This window comes from Nonomuraea sp. NPDC049309 (assembly GCF_043196965.1).
Taxonomy (GTDB): domain Bacteria; phylum Actinomycetota; class Actinomycetes; order Streptosporangiales; family Streptosporangiaceae; genus Nonomuraea; species Nonomuraea fastidiosa.
In genome coordinates this window covers 198,782-213,195 of record NZ_JBICSH010000007.1, presented here as the reverse complement: position 1 = coordinate 213,195, position 14,414 = coordinate 198,782, and the positions used below count along the sequence as shown (strand labels likewise).

General features: G+C 70.3%; 14 protein-coding genes. 6 read left to right on the top strand and 8 right to left on the bottom strand.

The window, feature by feature from the left end:
• Positions 1 to 32: 32 nt before the first annotated feature.
• The 4 genes from ACGFIM_RS35325 to hppD form a co-directional block, all read right to left on the bottom strand.
• Positions 33 to 578: an RNA polymerase sigma factor gene (locus ACGFIM_RS35325; protein WP_393209805.1), complete on the bottom strand. Its 546-nt coding sequence runs from the start codon at positions 576 to 578 to the stop codon at positions 33 to 35.
• Between the two features lie 84 nt (positions 579 to 662).
• Positions 663 to 2,072 (bottom strand): M1 family metallopeptidase, encoded by a 1,410-nt coding sequence (locus tag ACGFIM_RS35320; protein WP_393209802.1) that lies wholly within the window; start codon positions 2,070 to 2,072, stop codon positions 663 to 665.
• Positions 2,073 to 2,112: 40 nt separating this feature from the next.
• Positions 2,113 to 2,400 (bottom strand): RDD family protein, encoded by a 288-nt coding sequence (locus ACGFIM_RS35315; RefSeq protein WP_393209799.1) that lies wholly within the window; start codon positions 2,398 to 2,400, stop codon positions 2,113 to 2,115.
• A gap of 186 nt (positions 2,401 to 2,586) precedes the next feature.
• Entirely contained in the window at positions 2,587 to 3,696 is a 1,110-nt protein-coding gene (gene hppD, locus ACGFIM_RS35310; protein ID WP_393209796.1) for a 4-hydroxyphenylpyruvate dioxygenase, read from the bottom strand.
• 103 nt (positions 3,697 to 3,799) lie between these two features.
• Between hppD and ACGFIM_RS35305 the strand changes: the two genes are divergently transcribed.
• Positions 3,800 to 4,285: an Lrp/AsnC family transcriptional regulator gene (locus ACGFIM_RS35305; RefSeq protein ID WP_393209793.1), complete on the top strand. Its 486-nt coding sequence runs from the start codon at positions 3,800 to 3,802 to the stop codon at positions 4,283 to 4,285.
• 116 nt (positions 4,286 to 4,401) lie between these two features.
• Entirely contained in the window at positions 4,402 to 6,549 is a 2,148-nt protein-coding gene (locus ACGFIM_RS35300; protein WP_393209790.1) for a transglycosylase domain-containing protein, read from the top strand.
• 123 nt (positions 6,550 to 6,672) lie between these two features.
• Here the strand turns inward: ACGFIM_RS35300 and ACGFIM_RS35295 are convergent, their stop codons facing one another.
• Positions 6,673 to 8,634: a thioredoxin domain-containing protein gene (locus tag ACGFIM_RS35295; protein ID WP_393209787.1), complete on the bottom strand. Its 1,962-nt coding sequence runs from the start codon at positions 8,632 to 8,634 to the stop codon at positions 6,673 to 6,675.
• A 320-nt stretch (positions 8,635 to 8,954) separates the two neighbouring features.
• Between ACGFIM_RS35295 and ACGFIM_RS35290 the strand changes: the two genes are divergently transcribed.
• Positions 8,955 to 10,103 carry a hypothetical protein gene (locus tag ACGFIM_RS35290; RefSeq protein WP_393209783.1) on the top strand — a complete coding sequence of 383 codons (1,149 nt, stop codon included), beginning with the start codon at positions 8,955 to 8,957 and terminating at the stop codon, positions 10,101 to 10,103.
• Between the two features lie 102 nt (positions 10,104 to 10,205).
• On the opposite strand, the gene ACGFIM_RS35285 is transcribed toward ACGFIM_RS35290, so the two are convergent.
• The 3 genes from ACGFIM_RS35285 to mca are packed head-to-tail and all read right to left on the bottom strand — an operon-like array spanning position 10,206 to position 11,661.
• On the bottom strand, positions 10,206 to 10,487 hold the full coding sequence (locus tag ACGFIM_RS35285) for a GNAT family N-acetyltransferase (protein WP_393209779.1): 282 nt from the start codon (positions 10,485 to 10,487) through the stop codon (positions 10,206 to 10,208).
• Positions 10,488 to 10,739, bottom strand: coding sequence for a hypothetical protein (locus ACGFIM_RS35280; protein ID WP_393209776.1), 252 nt, complete (start codon positions 10,737 to 10,739; stop codon positions 10,488 to 10,490).
• 34 nt (positions 10,740 to 10,773) lie between these two features.
• On the bottom strand, positions 10,774 to 11,661 hold the full coding sequence (gene mca / locus ACGFIM_RS35275) for a mycothiol conjugate amidase Mca (protein WP_393209773.1): 888 nt from the start codon (positions 11,659 to 11,661) through the stop codon (positions 10,774 to 10,776).
• A gap of 135 nt (positions 11,662 to 11,796) precedes the next feature.
• On the opposite strand from mca, the gene ACGFIM_RS35270 reads away from it, so the two are divergent.
• The 3 genes from ACGFIM_RS35270 to ACGFIM_RS35260 all read left to right on the top strand — a co-directional run bounded on the left by ACGFIM_RS35270 (position 11,797) and on the right by ACGFIM_RS35260 (position 14,114).
• Entirely contained in the window at positions 11,797 to 12,216 is a 420-nt protein-coding gene (locus tag ACGFIM_RS35270) for a DUF4307 domain-containing protein (RefSeq protein WP_393209770.1), read from the top strand.
• A 108-nt stretch (positions 12,217 to 12,324) separates the two neighbouring features.
• Entirely contained in the window at positions 12,325 to 12,825 is a 501-nt protein-coding gene (gene greA, locus ACGFIM_RS35265) for a transcription elongation factor GreA (protein ID WP_393209767.1), read from the top strand.
• A gap of 122 nt (positions 12,826 to 12,947) precedes the next feature.
• Positions 12,948 to 14,114, top strand: a complete 1,167-nt coding sequence (locus ACGFIM_RS35260; RefSeq protein WP_393209765.1) for a C40 family peptidase — start codon at positions 12,948 to 12,950, stop codon at positions 14,112 to 14,114.
• Positions 14,115 to 14,414 lie beyond the last annotated feature (300 nt).

The following is a 14,414-nucleotide window of genomic DNA, read 5'->3' as shown; positions in this document are numbered from 1 at the left end:
GAGTGCACTGAGAAGGCGGTCCTCGAAGTTGCTCATGTCTGTCCTTCCAGGTACACGGTCGATGGCGAGGCGACGGTCGAGAGGGCACGCCTGGCCCGGTGGAGCCTGACCCGCGCGGTCACCTGCCTGATGCCCAGGGCCGCCGCGGCCTCGGAGACGGTGAGCTGGTCGATCGCCACCAGCTCCAGCACCGCCCGTTCGCCCTCGGGAAGGTCCGCCATGGCCTGCCAGGCGGCGCGCATCTGCCGCTCGGCGTCGATGCGCTCCTCCATCCTGGCCACGTCGTCGTCGTCCATCAGGCGGCGGCCGGCGATGCGTCCCGTGGCCTTGGCCTCCCTGGCCGCCTTGCGGTGCTGCGCCGACACGACGTTGCGTGCGATGCCGAACAGCCAGGCGACCTCGCTGCCCCGTCCGGGGCGGTAGGTGTCCGCCGAGTTGAGCACCGCCAGGAAGACATCCGCCGTGAGGTCCGCCGCCACGTGGGGGTCGCTGACCCGGCGGACCACGAATCTCTGGACGGCGTCGACGTGGCGGCGATAGAAGGCCTCAAAGGCCCCAGGGTCTTCGTTGAGGCGCACGGGCCTCGCTCCCTTCGTCGTTCGCCCTTACACCCCTTCTTGGACCGAGCGACGGAGAGCGTTTCCGGGTCGTCAGGCGGGTCGTCAGGCGGGGCGTTCGGGCCGGAAGAGCCAGGCGTCGAAGAGCGGGCCGAGGTCCTTGCCCGACAGCCGCTCGGCGAGGTCGATGAACTGCTCGGTGGTGACGTTGCCGTACCGATGTTCGGACGTCCACGTTCTGAGCAGCGTGAAGAACGTCTCGTCGCCGATGGCCTTGCGCAGCGCGTGGAGCGTCATGCCGCCGCGGGTGTAGACGGACTGGTTGAACAGGTCGTCGGGCTTGGCGCGGCCGGGCGGGTAGGCCCACATGGGGTCGGACGCGGGACGCTGGAGGAGCTCGTTGAACGTGGCCTCGGCGGTTCTCTTGCCCTTGTGCTCCGCCCACAGCCACTCGGCGTAGGTGGCGAAGCCCTCGTTGAGCCAGAGGTCCTTCCACCGCTTGATCGTCAGGCTGTTGCCGAACCACTGGTGCGCCAGCTCGTGCGCGATGATCGCCTCGTCGGGCGCGAAGCCGCCGTACAGGGGCTTGGTCTGGTTCTCCAGGGCGTAGCCCGCGGAGTAGTCGTCGATGATGCCGCCGGTGGAGGAGAACGGGTAAGGGCCGAAGACCGTCGCCCAGTAGTCGGTGATCTCGGCCGACTTGGTGTAGAGGGCGTCGAGCGAGCGCTTGAACCGGGGGTCGGTGGCGGCCAGGGTGGGGATGCCGGAGGCGCTCTTGCCCTGGCGCAGCTCGAACTTGCCGAGCGTGGCCGTGGCGAGGTAGGTGGCCATGGGGTGGCGCTCGCTCCACCGGTAGGTGGTCTTGCCGCCCTTGGTGGCGGGTGGGGCGGTCATCTCGCCGTTGGCCAGCGCGGTCACCCCGGCGGGCACGGTGATGGTGAAGTCGAACGTGGCCTTGTCGGCGGGATGGTCGTTGGCCGGGAACCAGGTCTTGGAGCCGTTGGGCTCCGAGGCCACGAAGGCGCCGTCGGAGGTGGGGATGAAGCCGTACGTGCCGAGGTTCGCGCTGTCGTTGGCGGGCCGCGGCCGGCCGGAGTAGGAGACCTTGACCGTGAAATCGGAGCGTGCGTTGATCATCTTCGCCGGGCGCACGGTCAGCTCGTCGCCCTGCCGGGTGAAGGTGGCGGGTGCGCCGTCGACGGTGACCCCGCGCACGTGGAGGCCGGTGAAGTCGAGGTTGAAGCTGATGAGGTCCTGGGTGGCCGCGGCGCGGATGGTGGCGGTGCCGTCGAGCCGCTTGTCGGCGGGGGAGTAGTCGACCGCGAGGTCGTAGTGGGCGACGTCGTAGCCGCCGTTGCCGTCCTTCGGGAAGTCGGGGTCGCCGATGCCCGCGGCCCCGACGTGTTCTTCCGCGACGACGGAGTTGCCCATCGGCGGTGGCTCGTCGCCTGGTGAGCAGGCGACCAGCGTGGTGAGCGCGGTGACCACGGCCAGCCCGCCCCTTGCCAAACGCATACGAGCCCCCTTCGCATCGTGACCAGGATATTACGCTGAGTCAGGCGATGACGACGGCGGTCCTCGCTGCCTTGTCGTGCAGTGCCTGCTTGCGCGGGTCGAAGAGGATCCGGCCGAGACCGAGCGGAGCGCCCGCGTGGCGCAGCCGGATGAGCGCCCTCCCGGCGGCCTGCGGACGGCCGCCTGCCCCCACACCCAGTCTGCCGCTGCTTTCCCGCACGACACGGATGCCGGAGAGTTTCTTGCCCGGGGGCTGACCGTCCCAGAACGCGTGCAGGGGCCGGATATCGAAAAAGGCCGCCAAACCGGTGAAGAACGTGTGCTCCACGGGATGGCGGGCCCGCACGCCGCTGCCCCGGAGGCCGTGCCGGCCGGGGGTGGCCGAAGGGGGCGGTGACGGCGTCGATGAGCGGCCGGCCGAGGACGCCGGCGAGCAGCCGCCGCCGGCGTCCGATCGGCCCCGGTGGCGGCGGCCCCATGCTCGGTGGACGACCGCCGCCTGCTCGCGGGAGGCCTAAAGGTTGCCCCTGCGTTCCTGCTCCCGCTCGATGGCCTCGAAGAGCGCCTTGAAGTTGCCCTTGCCGAAGCCGAGCGAGCCGTGCCGCTCGATGAGCTCGAAGAAGACCGTGGGCCTGTCCTGCACCGGCTCGGTGAAGATCTGCAGCAGGTAGCCGTCCTCGTCGCGGTCCACGAGGATCCTGCGCTTCTTCAGCTCCTCGATCGGCACCCGCACCTGCCCGATGCGCTCGCGCAGCTCGGGGTCGTCGTAGTACGAGTCGGGCGTGTCGAGGAAGCGCACCCCGTTCGCCCGCATGTGGTCGACCGTGGTGAGAATGTCGTTGGTGGCGAGCGCGATGTGCTGCACGCCGGGACCGCCGTAATACTCCAGGTACTCGTCGATCTGCGACTTCCTGCGGCTGATCGCCGGCTCGTTGAGCGGGAACTTCACCTTGCGGCTGCCGTCGGCGACCACCTTCGACATCAGTGCGGAGTACTCGGTGGCGATGTCGTCGCCGATGAACTCCGCCATGTTGGTGAAGCCCATGACCCGGCGGTAGAACTCCACCCACTCGTCCATCTTGCCCAGCTCGACGTTGCCGACGCAGTGGTCGATCGCCTGGAAGAGCCGGCCGTTCTTGGTGGCGGGCGGGGCGACCAGCGGCTCGGCGGCCACGTAGCCGGGCAGGTAGGGCCCGTCGTAGTTGGACCTGTCGATCAGGGTGTGCCGGGTCTCGCCGTACGCGGCGATCGCCGCGATCATCACCTTGCCGTGCTCGTCCTCCACCGTGTACGGCTTCGCCAGCCCCTTGGCGCCGTTCGCGACCGCGTGGGCGTAGGCGGCCTCCACGTCGGGCACCTGCAGCGCCAGGTCGATCACGCCGTCGCCGTGCGCGGCCACATGCCGTGCGAGGTCGGTGCCGGGCCGCAGCGAGCCGCGGAACTCGAAGACGGCGCTGCCCGAGGTCAGGACGTACGCGGCCGTGTCCCTGTCGCCGTTCTCCGGGCCGCGGTAGGCCACCAGCCGCATGCCGAAGGCGGTCGAGTAGTAGTGGGCCGCCTGGCGGGCGTTCCCGACGGCGAACACCACGGCGTCCATGCCGTTGACAGGAAAGACATCGCTCATGCCACCAACTGTCGATTTCTCTGGACGAGTTGCGCAAGAGTTACCTGAATGAGTGCACAATCTGCCTAGTGAAAAGCCGGTATCGCCGGTAAATCTGTACAGCATGACAATCGACGAGCTCGACGCTCGCCTCATCGCCCTGCTCGCGGCCGAGCCCAGGCTCGGCGTGCTGGAGTGCTCGCGCCGCCTGGGCGTGGCGCGCGGCACGGTGCAGGCCAGGCTCGACCGCCTCATGGACCGGGGTGTGATCACCGGTTTCGGCCCCGACGTCTCGCCCGCCGCGCTCGGCTACGGCGTGACCGCGTTCGTGACGCTGGAGATCAGGCAGGTGGCCGGGCACGACCCGGTGGCCGACCGGCTCGCGGCGATTCCCGAAGTTCTGGAAGTGCACACGATCACCGGCGATAGCGATCTTCTCTGCCGCGTGGTGGCGCGGACGAACGCCGATTTGCAGCGCGTTATCGATTTGATCGTCGATGTACGAGGCGTACTCAGGACTAATTCGATCATCGCCCTTGACACGCCGGTTCCCTACCGAGTGCTGCCTTTGGTCGCCGATGTGCCGCGTCGCGAGAGCGGGCGGTCGTAGTATCGCTAGGGACGAGGCACCGTTGTGGATCGTTTACCCTTGGCATTCGCCCAGCTTGCGGGGGTTGGGCGAGGCTCGACGAGGGGGGTGGCCGAGGGGTGCGGAGCAGCAAGGGAATGCGAAAGCGGCGGATTCTCCGAATAGTCCTGATATCCGGCGGCGCGACAATCCTCGTACTCGCCGGACTATTCGCCGTCGCGTGGGCGCTGACCCCCATTCCCGACGAGACGCAGAAGCAGGCGACCGCACAGGGTTCGGTGATCTATTACCGCGACGGAAAGACCGTGCTCGCCCGGCAGGGCGTCGATCGCCGCCGAGTCGATCTCTCGCAGGTGCCCGAACACGTGCGCGATGCCGTCATCGCCGCCGAAAACCGCTCGTTCTACGAGGACGCCGGTGTGTCGATCAAGGGCACCGCGCGCGCCGTCTGGTCCACGATCACCGGCCGCCAGCTCCAGGGCGGCTCCACCATCACCCAGCAGCTCGTCCGCAACTACTACAGCGGCCTGAGCCAAGAGCGCTCCATCACCCGCAAGTTCAAAGAGATCCTCATCGCGATGAAGGTCGACCAGTCCAAGTCGAAGGACTGGGTGCTGGAGCAGTACCTCAACACGATCTACTTCGGCCGGGGCGCCAACGGCATCCAGTCGGCCGCCCGCGCCTACTTCGGCAAGGACGTCGAGAAGCTCACCGTCGCCGAAGGCGCCTACCTGGCGGCGGTGATCCAGCAGCCCAGCCGCTTCGCCGACCCCAAGGGCTCCGACCTCGCCGCGGCCAAGGCCCGCTGGCAGTCGGTGATCAAGGCGATGGGCCAGACCGGCGCGCTCGCCCCCGAGCAGGTGGCCGCCCAGCGCTTCCCCAAGCTGGCCGAGCCGAAGAAGCCGTTCGAGCTCAAGGGCCAGGCCCAGTACATGCTCGAACAGGTCACCGCCGAGCTCAACCGGCGCGGCTACAGCGACGAGGACATCAACAGCGGCGGCCTCAAGATCGTCACGACGTTCGACAAGAAGCTCATGCAGGCCGCCAAGAAGGCCGTCGACGAGGTGCTGCCCGACAACACGCCGAAGAAGGTGCGCACCGGCCTCGCCGCCGTCGACCCCGCCACGGGCGAGGTCGTGGCCTTCTACGGCGGCAAGCCGTCGCAGTCGAAGTACTACGACAGCGCGTTCTCCGCCAAGGTCATGGCCGGATCGACGTTCAAGCCGTACACGCTGGCCGCCGCGCTCGACAACGGCTTCGACCTGTCCACCAGGGTCAACGGCAACTCGCCGCTGCGGGTCGCCTCGGCGCCGCAGGCCATTCCCAACGACGGCGGACGCTCCTACGGGCAGATCGACCTCGTCGCCGCCACCCGGAACTCCGTCAACACCGCCTTCGTCGACCTCGGGCAGAAGGTCGGGCTCGACAAGGTGGCCAAGGTCGCCGAGCTGGCCGGCATCCCCGCGGCGCAGCTCGAGCAGCACAAGAACGCCGCCGCCTTCCCGCTCGGCGTGGCCTCCGTCAGCGCCGTCCAGAACGCCTCCGGCTTCTCCACGTTCGCCAACAAGGGCGTGCACATGGAGGCCCACGTGGTGAAGTCGGTCACCGACGCCGAGGGCCGCGAGCAGGTCGTCGAGCCGGTCGCCACGCGGGTGGTCAGCGAGCAGGCCGCCGCCGACACCACGTACGCGATGCAGCAGGTCGTCAAGTACGGCACCGGCACCGCCGCCCGCCTCTACGACCGCCCGGTCGCCGGCAAGACCGGCACCACCGACGACTCGAAGTCCGTCTGGTTCAACGGCTACACCCCGCAGCTCGCGGTCGCGGTCGACATGTTCCGCGACGACAACGCCACCGTCACCATCCCCGGCTACGGCACCCAGTTCGGCGGCCAGCTCCCCGCGCAGATCTGGCGGGCGTTCATGACCGAGGCGATGGCGGGCAAGCCCGTCGAGGAGTTCCCCGAGCCGTCCGACTACGGCTGGTCGTCCGGCTACTCCGACCCCGGCTTCGACCGCGACGAGCCCAGGCACGACTACACGCCGCCGGCCGAGCCCGACTGGGACCGGCCCGAGCCCGACCCCGAGATGCCGCCGCCCGACGGCCCCGAGCAGGACGAGCAGCAGCAGCCCGACGACCTCGGCCGCTCCGGCGAGCCGCCGGCCGAGGTGGGGCCGCCCGAGCTCGACGAGCCGGACCCGCCGTCCCTCCAGGAGGACGTGCGCCCGCAGGAGGGCCGCTCGCAGGACACCGGCCGCGGCCGCGAACGCCAGCCCGCGGCCTGACCCGGGCGGGCCGGCGGCGGCCGTGACGGCTGGGGCGTGGAGCGGCCGTGACGGCCTGGTGAACGGCGTTCTTCCGCGGCGGCCGTGACGGCCCGGTGAACGGCGCCCTTCCGGAGGCCGGGGTCAGCCCGCCAGCTCCGCCTTGAGGTCCTCGACGGTCGTCACCGGCATCCGGCACGTGAAGTCCCTGCACACGTACGCCGCGGGCGCGCCGCCCACCAGATCGCGGCCCTCCAGCAGCGCGGGATAGCCGTCACCGCCCGGCCGGCCGAGCGCCACCACCAGGCCGGGCGCGCCGGACAGCAGCGCCGCCCGGTGCAGCTCACGCGTGCGCGGATCGTCATCGGGACCCACCACCGCGACCTCCACCGGCCCCGACAGCGCCGCACGCGCCACGGCCAGCCCCCACCCGGCGAACCTGGCATGCCGGGGAGCGAGCACCGACACCGTGCCCAGAGCCGCCTGCGCGGCCACGCGGTGCCGGGCCGAGCCGGTCAGCGCGGCGTACGACAGCAGCGCCCCCGCGGCCGCGTACTGGCCTGAGGGGGTGGCGTTGTCGGTCGGGTCCTGCGGCCGCTGGAAGAGGCGTTCGGCGTCGTCGGCGGTGTCGTAGAAGCCGCCGGTGCCGTCGGCGAACCTGTCGAGCACGGTGTCCAGCAGCGCGCCCGCCAGCCGCAGCCACCTGGCCTCTCCCGTGACGCCGTACAGGGTGATCAGGCCCTCGGCGACGTCGCCGTAGTCCTCGAGCACGCCCGCGTTGCCGCCGGGACGGCCGTCCTTCGACGTGCGCAGCAGCCGCCCGCCGTCGATGTGGACGCGTTCGAGCAGCTCGGCCGCCGTCGTGGCCGCCTCGACCAGGTCGGGCCGGTCGAAGGCGACGCCGGTCTCGGCCAGCGCCGCGATGGCCAGGCCGTTCCACGCGGCCACCACCTTGTCGTCGCGGCCCGGCCGTACCCGCCGCTCCCGGGCGGCCAGCAGCCTCGCGCGGACATCGGCGTAGCGGGCCGGGTCCTCGGGGTCGCGCAGGAGCTGCAGCACCGACGTGCCGTGCTCGAACGTGCCCTGCGGCGTCACCTCGAACAGCCCGGCCGCCCACCGGCCGTCGTCCTCGCCGAGCACCTCGCGCAGCTCGTCCGGCGTCCAGACGTAGAACTTGCCCTCCTCGCCCTCGCTGTCGGCGTCGAGCGCGGAGGCGAAGCCGCCCTCCGGCGTGCGCAGCTCGCGCAGCATCCAGCCGGCGGTCTCCAGCGCCACCCGCCCGGCCAGGTCGCCGCCGCCGTCGCGCCACCAGTGCGTGTAGACGCGCAGCAGCAGGGCGTTGTCGTAGAGCATCTTCTCGAAGTGCGGCACCACCCACATGTCGTCCACGCTGTAGCGGGCGAAGCCGCCGCCGAGCTGGTCGTAGATGCCGCCGCGGGCCATCGCCTCCAGCGTCGCGCCGCTCATCTCGCGCTCGCCCGAGCGCAGCAGGAACTCCAGCACCATCGACGGTGGGAACTTGGGCGCCCCGCCGAACCCGCCACGGGCCGCGTCGAACGACTCCCGCAGGTTGGCCACGGCCTGCCGCAGCGTCTCCTCCGACGGCAGCGGCCCGCTGGGCAGCGAGGCGTGCGCGTTCAGCGCCTCGACCACCTTGGCGCCCTGCGTGAGCACCGTCTCGCGGTCGCCCGTCCAGACGCGGTGCACCTCCTGCAGCAGGCGGCGGAACTGCGGGCGCGGGAAGTAGGTGCCGCAGTAGAACGGGTGCCCATCGGGCGTCGCGAACACCGTCATCGGCCAGCCGCCCTGCTGGGTCATGGCCTGGGTGGCGTTCATGTAGACGGCGTCCACGTCGGGACGCTCCTCGCGGTCGACCTTGACGTTGACGAAGTACGCGTTCATCAACTCGGCCGTCTCGGGGTCCTCGAAGCTCTCGTGGGCCATGACGTGACACCAGTGACACGCCGAGTAGCCGACGCTGATCAGCAGCGGCACGTCGCGGCGGCGCGCCTCCGCGAACGCCTCCTCGCCCCACGGGAACCAGTCGACGGGGTTGCCCGCGTGCTGCAGCAGGTAGGGGCTCGTCGCGTCTTTCAAGCGGTTCATCATGACCTCCACGGCCCACACTAAACGCCCCGATCACCCTCCCCCTTCCCCGCAACCCCTCCCCGCTGCCGCCGCCGTGGACCCCTCGCCCACCCCACCGCCCCGCGGACGTCCCCCGCCCACCGGTCGTTTCCCGCCGCCTGACGCTGACGGCGCGCCCCCCGACGCCGGCCGCTTGGCTCCTGACGCGGTCTCCGTCGTGAACCGGGTCGCCCTGCCGGGCCGGTGGTGCGGTGTGCGCACCGCAGACGGGTGCCGAGGGGCGCGGTCTCCGAGTGGCGGTCTGACGGGTGGCTTGAGGGCGGCGTAGGTTACGAGGGGTGGATATCGAGTACGTCTGCACGCACGCCGCCCGCCCCGCGACGGCCGTCACCCGCAGGGACGTCGCGCGCGCCCTGCTCGCCGTGCCGTCCGGCGTGGCCCTCGTGGCTCTGCCCGACCTGAGGCGCGCCATGGAGGCTGCGGGCAACCCGTTGTCCCCCCGCTTCTGGCAGTCCGCCAGAACGACGCTCAGCGCCATCGAGGCGGGCCTGGCGACGGTGGGGGACGTGCAGCACTGGCTGGAGTCCACCGGCACCGAGCCGATCATCCTGACGCCCTCGTACTTCAGCTGGCCTGAGGAGGACGAGCGCGGGCCGGTGGCGACGGAGATGCACGGGAAGCTGGTCGCCTACCTGGAGGAAAGGGTCGCGAAGGGGGAGATCGACCCCGACGCGCTGGCGGCGGGCGACGCCGAGGCCCGCACGGCGTACGAGGACATCCAGGAGCGCTGGCTGAGCACGCCGCTGCCCGACGGCCGGGTGCCGAGGGACGCGGTGAGCGACGAGACGGACCAGGCGGTGCTGCAGGACTGGCGGTTCGAGGACGAGGTCGCGCTGCAGGAGCTGGACGGCATACTCGCCGAGCTGCCCGCGCAGCCGGAGGCGCCGGCGGCGGAGCTGGCGGAGGCGGCGGCCAGGCTGCGCGCGCTGCTGATCATGCCCGGCTACCCGGCGAACGTGCTGCGTGCCTGCGCAGGGCTGGACGACCGGCCGATGCCCGACGACGACCGGCTGCTGTGGCTGGAGGTCGTGGCGGGGCTGGTGCGGCCGGTCGGCGACCTGCCGGAGGACGAGGACACGCTGGAGGAGTTCATCGATCTCGACGGCGAGCTGAGCGAGGAGGACATCGCGCTGGCCAACATCTGCGCGCTCCAGCACGGTGACTGGCTGGCCGGGGTGGGCGAGCTGGTCAGGATGGGGCCGGGCGCGTCGGCCTCGCCCGAGCGCATCGCGCAGCTGATCGCCGAGGCGGAGGAGGCCGGGGGCGACGAGCCGGACGAGGACGAGCTGCGCACGGTCGAGGAGCTGTTCGCGTCGGTGGTGAGCATGTGGGCGCTGCTCGGCATCGTGGACGCCGACAACGCGCTGACCCCGCTGGGCTGGTGGGGCCTGCCCGGCGCGCTCAAACTGGCTTGGGGCGAGCGCTGAGCCGAGGGCGAGCACTTCACGCCGGGGCGAGTGCTGCGAGCCGAGGGTGAGCACTTCACTCCAAGGCGAGTGCTCCGAGCCGAGGGTGAACGCTGAGCCGGTCTAACCGTCGACGAGCTCCTGGAACTCGGGGTGGCGCTCGATGTAGCCGGCGACGTACGGGCACTCCGGCTTGACCTTCAGCCCCGCGTCGGCGCTGGCCCGCAGGGCGTGGGCGACGAGCGCGGAGGCCAGCCCCTTGCCCTCGTAGGCGGGCTTGATCTCGGTGTGCAGAAAAATGATCTTGGTGGGCAGCAGGCGATAGACGGCGAAGCCGGCGACCTCGCCGTCCACGTGGATCTCGAAGCGGCTCTCCGCGGTGTTGTCGACGATCTCGTGGGTCATCTACGAGCCGGCCTTGCCGTCGGCCTTGTCGGCACCCGCCTTGGCCCCAGCGGTCTCCGCCTTCGGGGCCTCCGGAGCCTTCGAGGTCTTCGAGGCCTCGCCCGCGGCCTGCTCGTCCTCGCGCGGCACCTCGATCTTCGACATCTGCTTGTTCATCGACTTGATCAGCCAGTAGAGCGCGAAGCCGAGCAGGGCCACGACGACGAACCCGAGCAGACCCGGGCTGACTTCACCTGCTGCTAGAACGGTCACGACTCCAGTCTGCCACCGGGATGCGGTGGTCGGGTCAGTGGCAGGCCGGTTCGACCTCGTCGGCGTGGATGCCGGCGAACAGGTCGTCCTCGGGCAGCGAGGTCTCGACCAGCGAGCGCGCGAGGTGGTAGTCCTCGGTCGGCCAGATCTCCTCCTGCAGCTCGCGCGGGCAGACGAACCAGAAGCCGTCCTCGGGGTCGACCTGGGTGGCGTGCGCCAGCAGGGCCTGGTCGCGGATCTCGAAGTACTCGCCGCACGGCACGCGGGTGGTGACCGGCCACTTGGCCGGGCGGTCCTCCCAGCGGGCGATCCAGTCGGCGTACGGGGAGCCGAGGCCGCGCGCCATCATGGCCTCGTGCAGCGCCTCGAAGCGCTCCTTGGTGAAGCCCATGTGGTAGTAGAGCTTGAGCGGCTGCCACGGCTCGCCGGTGCCCGGGTAGCGGTCGGGGTCGCCGGCCGCCTCGAACGCCTCCACCGAGACCCGGTTGGTCATGATGTGGTCGGGGTGCGGGTAGCCGCCGTCGTCGTCGTACGTGATGATCACGTGCGGGCGGAACTCCCTGACCGCGGCCACCAGCGGCGCCGCCGCGTCCTCCAGCTTCTGCACGGCGAAGCAGCCCTCGGGCAGCGGCTCGTCCTCGCTCTCCGGCAGCCCGGAGTCGACGAAGCCCAGGAAACGCTGCTGCACACCGAGGATCTCGCGCGCCTTGGCCATCTCGGCCTTGCGCACCTCGGCGATGTTGGCCACGATCTCGGGCCGGTCCATCTTCTTGTTGAGCACGGATCCGCGCTCACCGCCCGTGCACGTACAGACCAGAACTTCCACACCCTCACGCACGTAGCGCGCCATCGTGGCGGCGCCCTTGCTCGACTCGTCATCGGGGTGGGCGTGTACGGCCATCAGCCTCAACGGTGCACTCACGGGCTCGAAGCTCCTCAGTCACGGACCGGTCACCCGCCCAGACAGGTTAGTTTCTGCTGGGCGGTCGCGAGGGCACACCCCCCGCGGGCGACAATTGTCTCGGATAACGCCGAGGGAGTGCAGGGAGATTCCGCCATGGTCACCAGAGATGCCGGGGACGGGCCAGTCCTCGGCACGCCCGACGACTTCCCAGATCGGCCCAGGAAGGGCGGCCGGCTCGTCGTCCATGTGGTGATCGGCGTGCTGGTGGCCATCATCGCGGGCGGATGGGGCTACGTGATGTGGTCGATGACGTCGGGCGGGTCCGAGGCGCCGTCGCAGGTGGTGGCGTTCGAGATCGTCAGCCCCACGCGGGCGGAGATCACCTTCCAGGTCTACAAGCCCGACGATAGGGTGGCGGTCTGCCGGATCAGGGCGCTGGACGTCGATCATGCGGAAGTGGGCAGCAAGGAAGTAAGAATCCCGGCTGGTGAGGGTAATAAGCAGCTCAAGGAAAGCCTCGACACGAGCGGTCAGGCGACTTCCGTCCACATCCAGTACTGCAATCTCGTATAGTGAGACATTTGGGGAAGCGTTCGGGCGGTTGACTTGTTAGCCTTTCGCAATTCAACCGTACGTAACCTCAAGTGATCTCAGGGCCCCCTAGGCAAGCAAGGAGAACCCGTGGCCGACTCTCGCGATGAGAACGTCACATGGCTGACGCAGGAGGCGTACGACCGCCTGAAGGCGGAGTACGAATATCTCTCTGGTCCCGGGCGCGTCGACATCGCCAAGAAGATCGAGGCCGCTCGGGAAGAGGGCGACCTGCGTGAGAACGGCGGTTACCACGCCGCCAAGGACGAGCAGGGCAAGATGGAGGCCCGGATCTTCCACCTCAGGCAGATCCTCGACAACGCTCAGGTGGGAGAGGCCCCCAAGGCCGAAGGCGTCGTCGGCCCCGGTATGACGGTGACCATCCGGTTCGTCGGCGACGACGAAGAGGTGACCTTCCTGCTCGCCTCCCGTGAGGAGAGCGGCGCGCCGATCGATGTCTACTCGCCCAAGTCCCCGCTCGGGGCGGCGATCAACGGCAAGAAGGTCGGCGAGAAGGCCACCTACTCCCTGCCCAACGGACGGCAGAACACCGTCGAGATCCTCGAGGCTGTGCCGTACATCGGCAACTGACACCACCGCACGACGACCGCCGGGTCCCCGCTGGCCCGGCGGCATTTTCGCATGGGTCGGGAATTCGCCAGGATCTCAGCTACCTGGTGAGGAGCCGCAGGAGGCGTGACACGACGAGGCTGGTGCCGTTCATCGTGGTGGCGCTGGTCGCGGTGCTGACCGCCGACGTGCTGTTACTCGCGCGGCCCGAAGGCCTCATGGAGCCCGAGGCGCCGCGCGCCATGCCGAAGCAGTCGCTGCTGGCTCAAAAGCGCCCCCAGAGACAGCCGCAGCGCGCCCAGGCGACGCCGACGGCGGCGGCCGTGCAGCCGGTCGCGCCACTGCGCAAGCTGCACAAACCCCACCTATTCGTGCTCACCCGCAAGCCGTTCACGCAGCAGATGCTGGAGCGGGTCGCCAAGGTGCCCGGTGTGCGGGCTCTCGAGCTGGCCGACGCGGCCTCGATCATGCTGGACGGCAAGCGGGTGCAGACGCTGGCGGTCGATCCGTCCACGTTCCGCTCGTACACCCCCAAGGTGACCGCCGCGTCCGACGCGCTGTGGCAGAACATCGCGGCCGGCGACGTGGCCGTGTCGTTCGTGCTGGGCAACGACGGCGGTCTCGCGCTGCACAGCCGTGTCACCGCCGGTTCGTCGATGCAGCTGCGGGTGGGCGCGTACGCCACCACCGGCTTCGGCGCCGTGGACGCGGTCGTCTCCAAGGACGTGGGCCGCCGCCTGGGCCTGCCGCGTGACAACGCGCTCATCGTCAGCGCCCCCAAGGCCGACTCCGAGGTGCTGCGCAAGCGCATCCTCGCCAGGCTGCCCAAGGGCACCCAGGTCGCGCTGGTCAACCCGGTGCTGCGGCAGCCGAAGCAGAACACGGCCCAGAACTGGCCCGCGGGGTCGTTCATGACGGGCGAGCAGCTCACGACGGCGCTCAGGGCGGCCGCGTCGAAGCTGGGGCGTCCGTACGTGTGGGGCGCCGAGGGCCCCGACTCCTTCGACTGCTCGGGGCTCGTGCAGTGGGCCTACGCGCAGGCCGGGGTGCGCATGCCCCGGGTGACCCACCAGCAGTGGGTGACGGGGCCGCAGGTGCCGCTGAGCCAGGCGCAGCCGGGCGACCTGCTGTTCTGGCGGAACGATCCGACAAATCCCGATTACATTTCCCATGTGGCGATTTATTGGGGTAACGGGCAAATGCTGCATGCGCCGCGTACCGGAGACGTCGTGAAGATCGCCCCCGTGAACACCCGGAACCTGGCCGGCGTGGTCCGCGTCAGCCCCATCACCGCCGCGCGAGTCCGCTGACCCTTTCGCGGCCATGATGGATCCGCCGGCCGGGACCGAGCCTTGCCGGGGTGGTGACAGGCCTTCCGGTCCGAACCGGGCCTGAGCGCGGCCGCGAGAGATCCGCTGACCGGAATCCCGCCCCGCCGCCGCGAGGGGCCGGCCGGTCGGGAACCTGTCCCACCGTGACAGGCCCGCTGGTCGGGAACCTGTCCCACGGTGACAGGCCCGCTGGTCGGGAGCCTGTCCCACCGTGACAGGCCCGCTGGTCGGGAGCCTGTCCCGTCGCGTCGGGTCGGCCGACCGGCGGGGGCCGGTCCG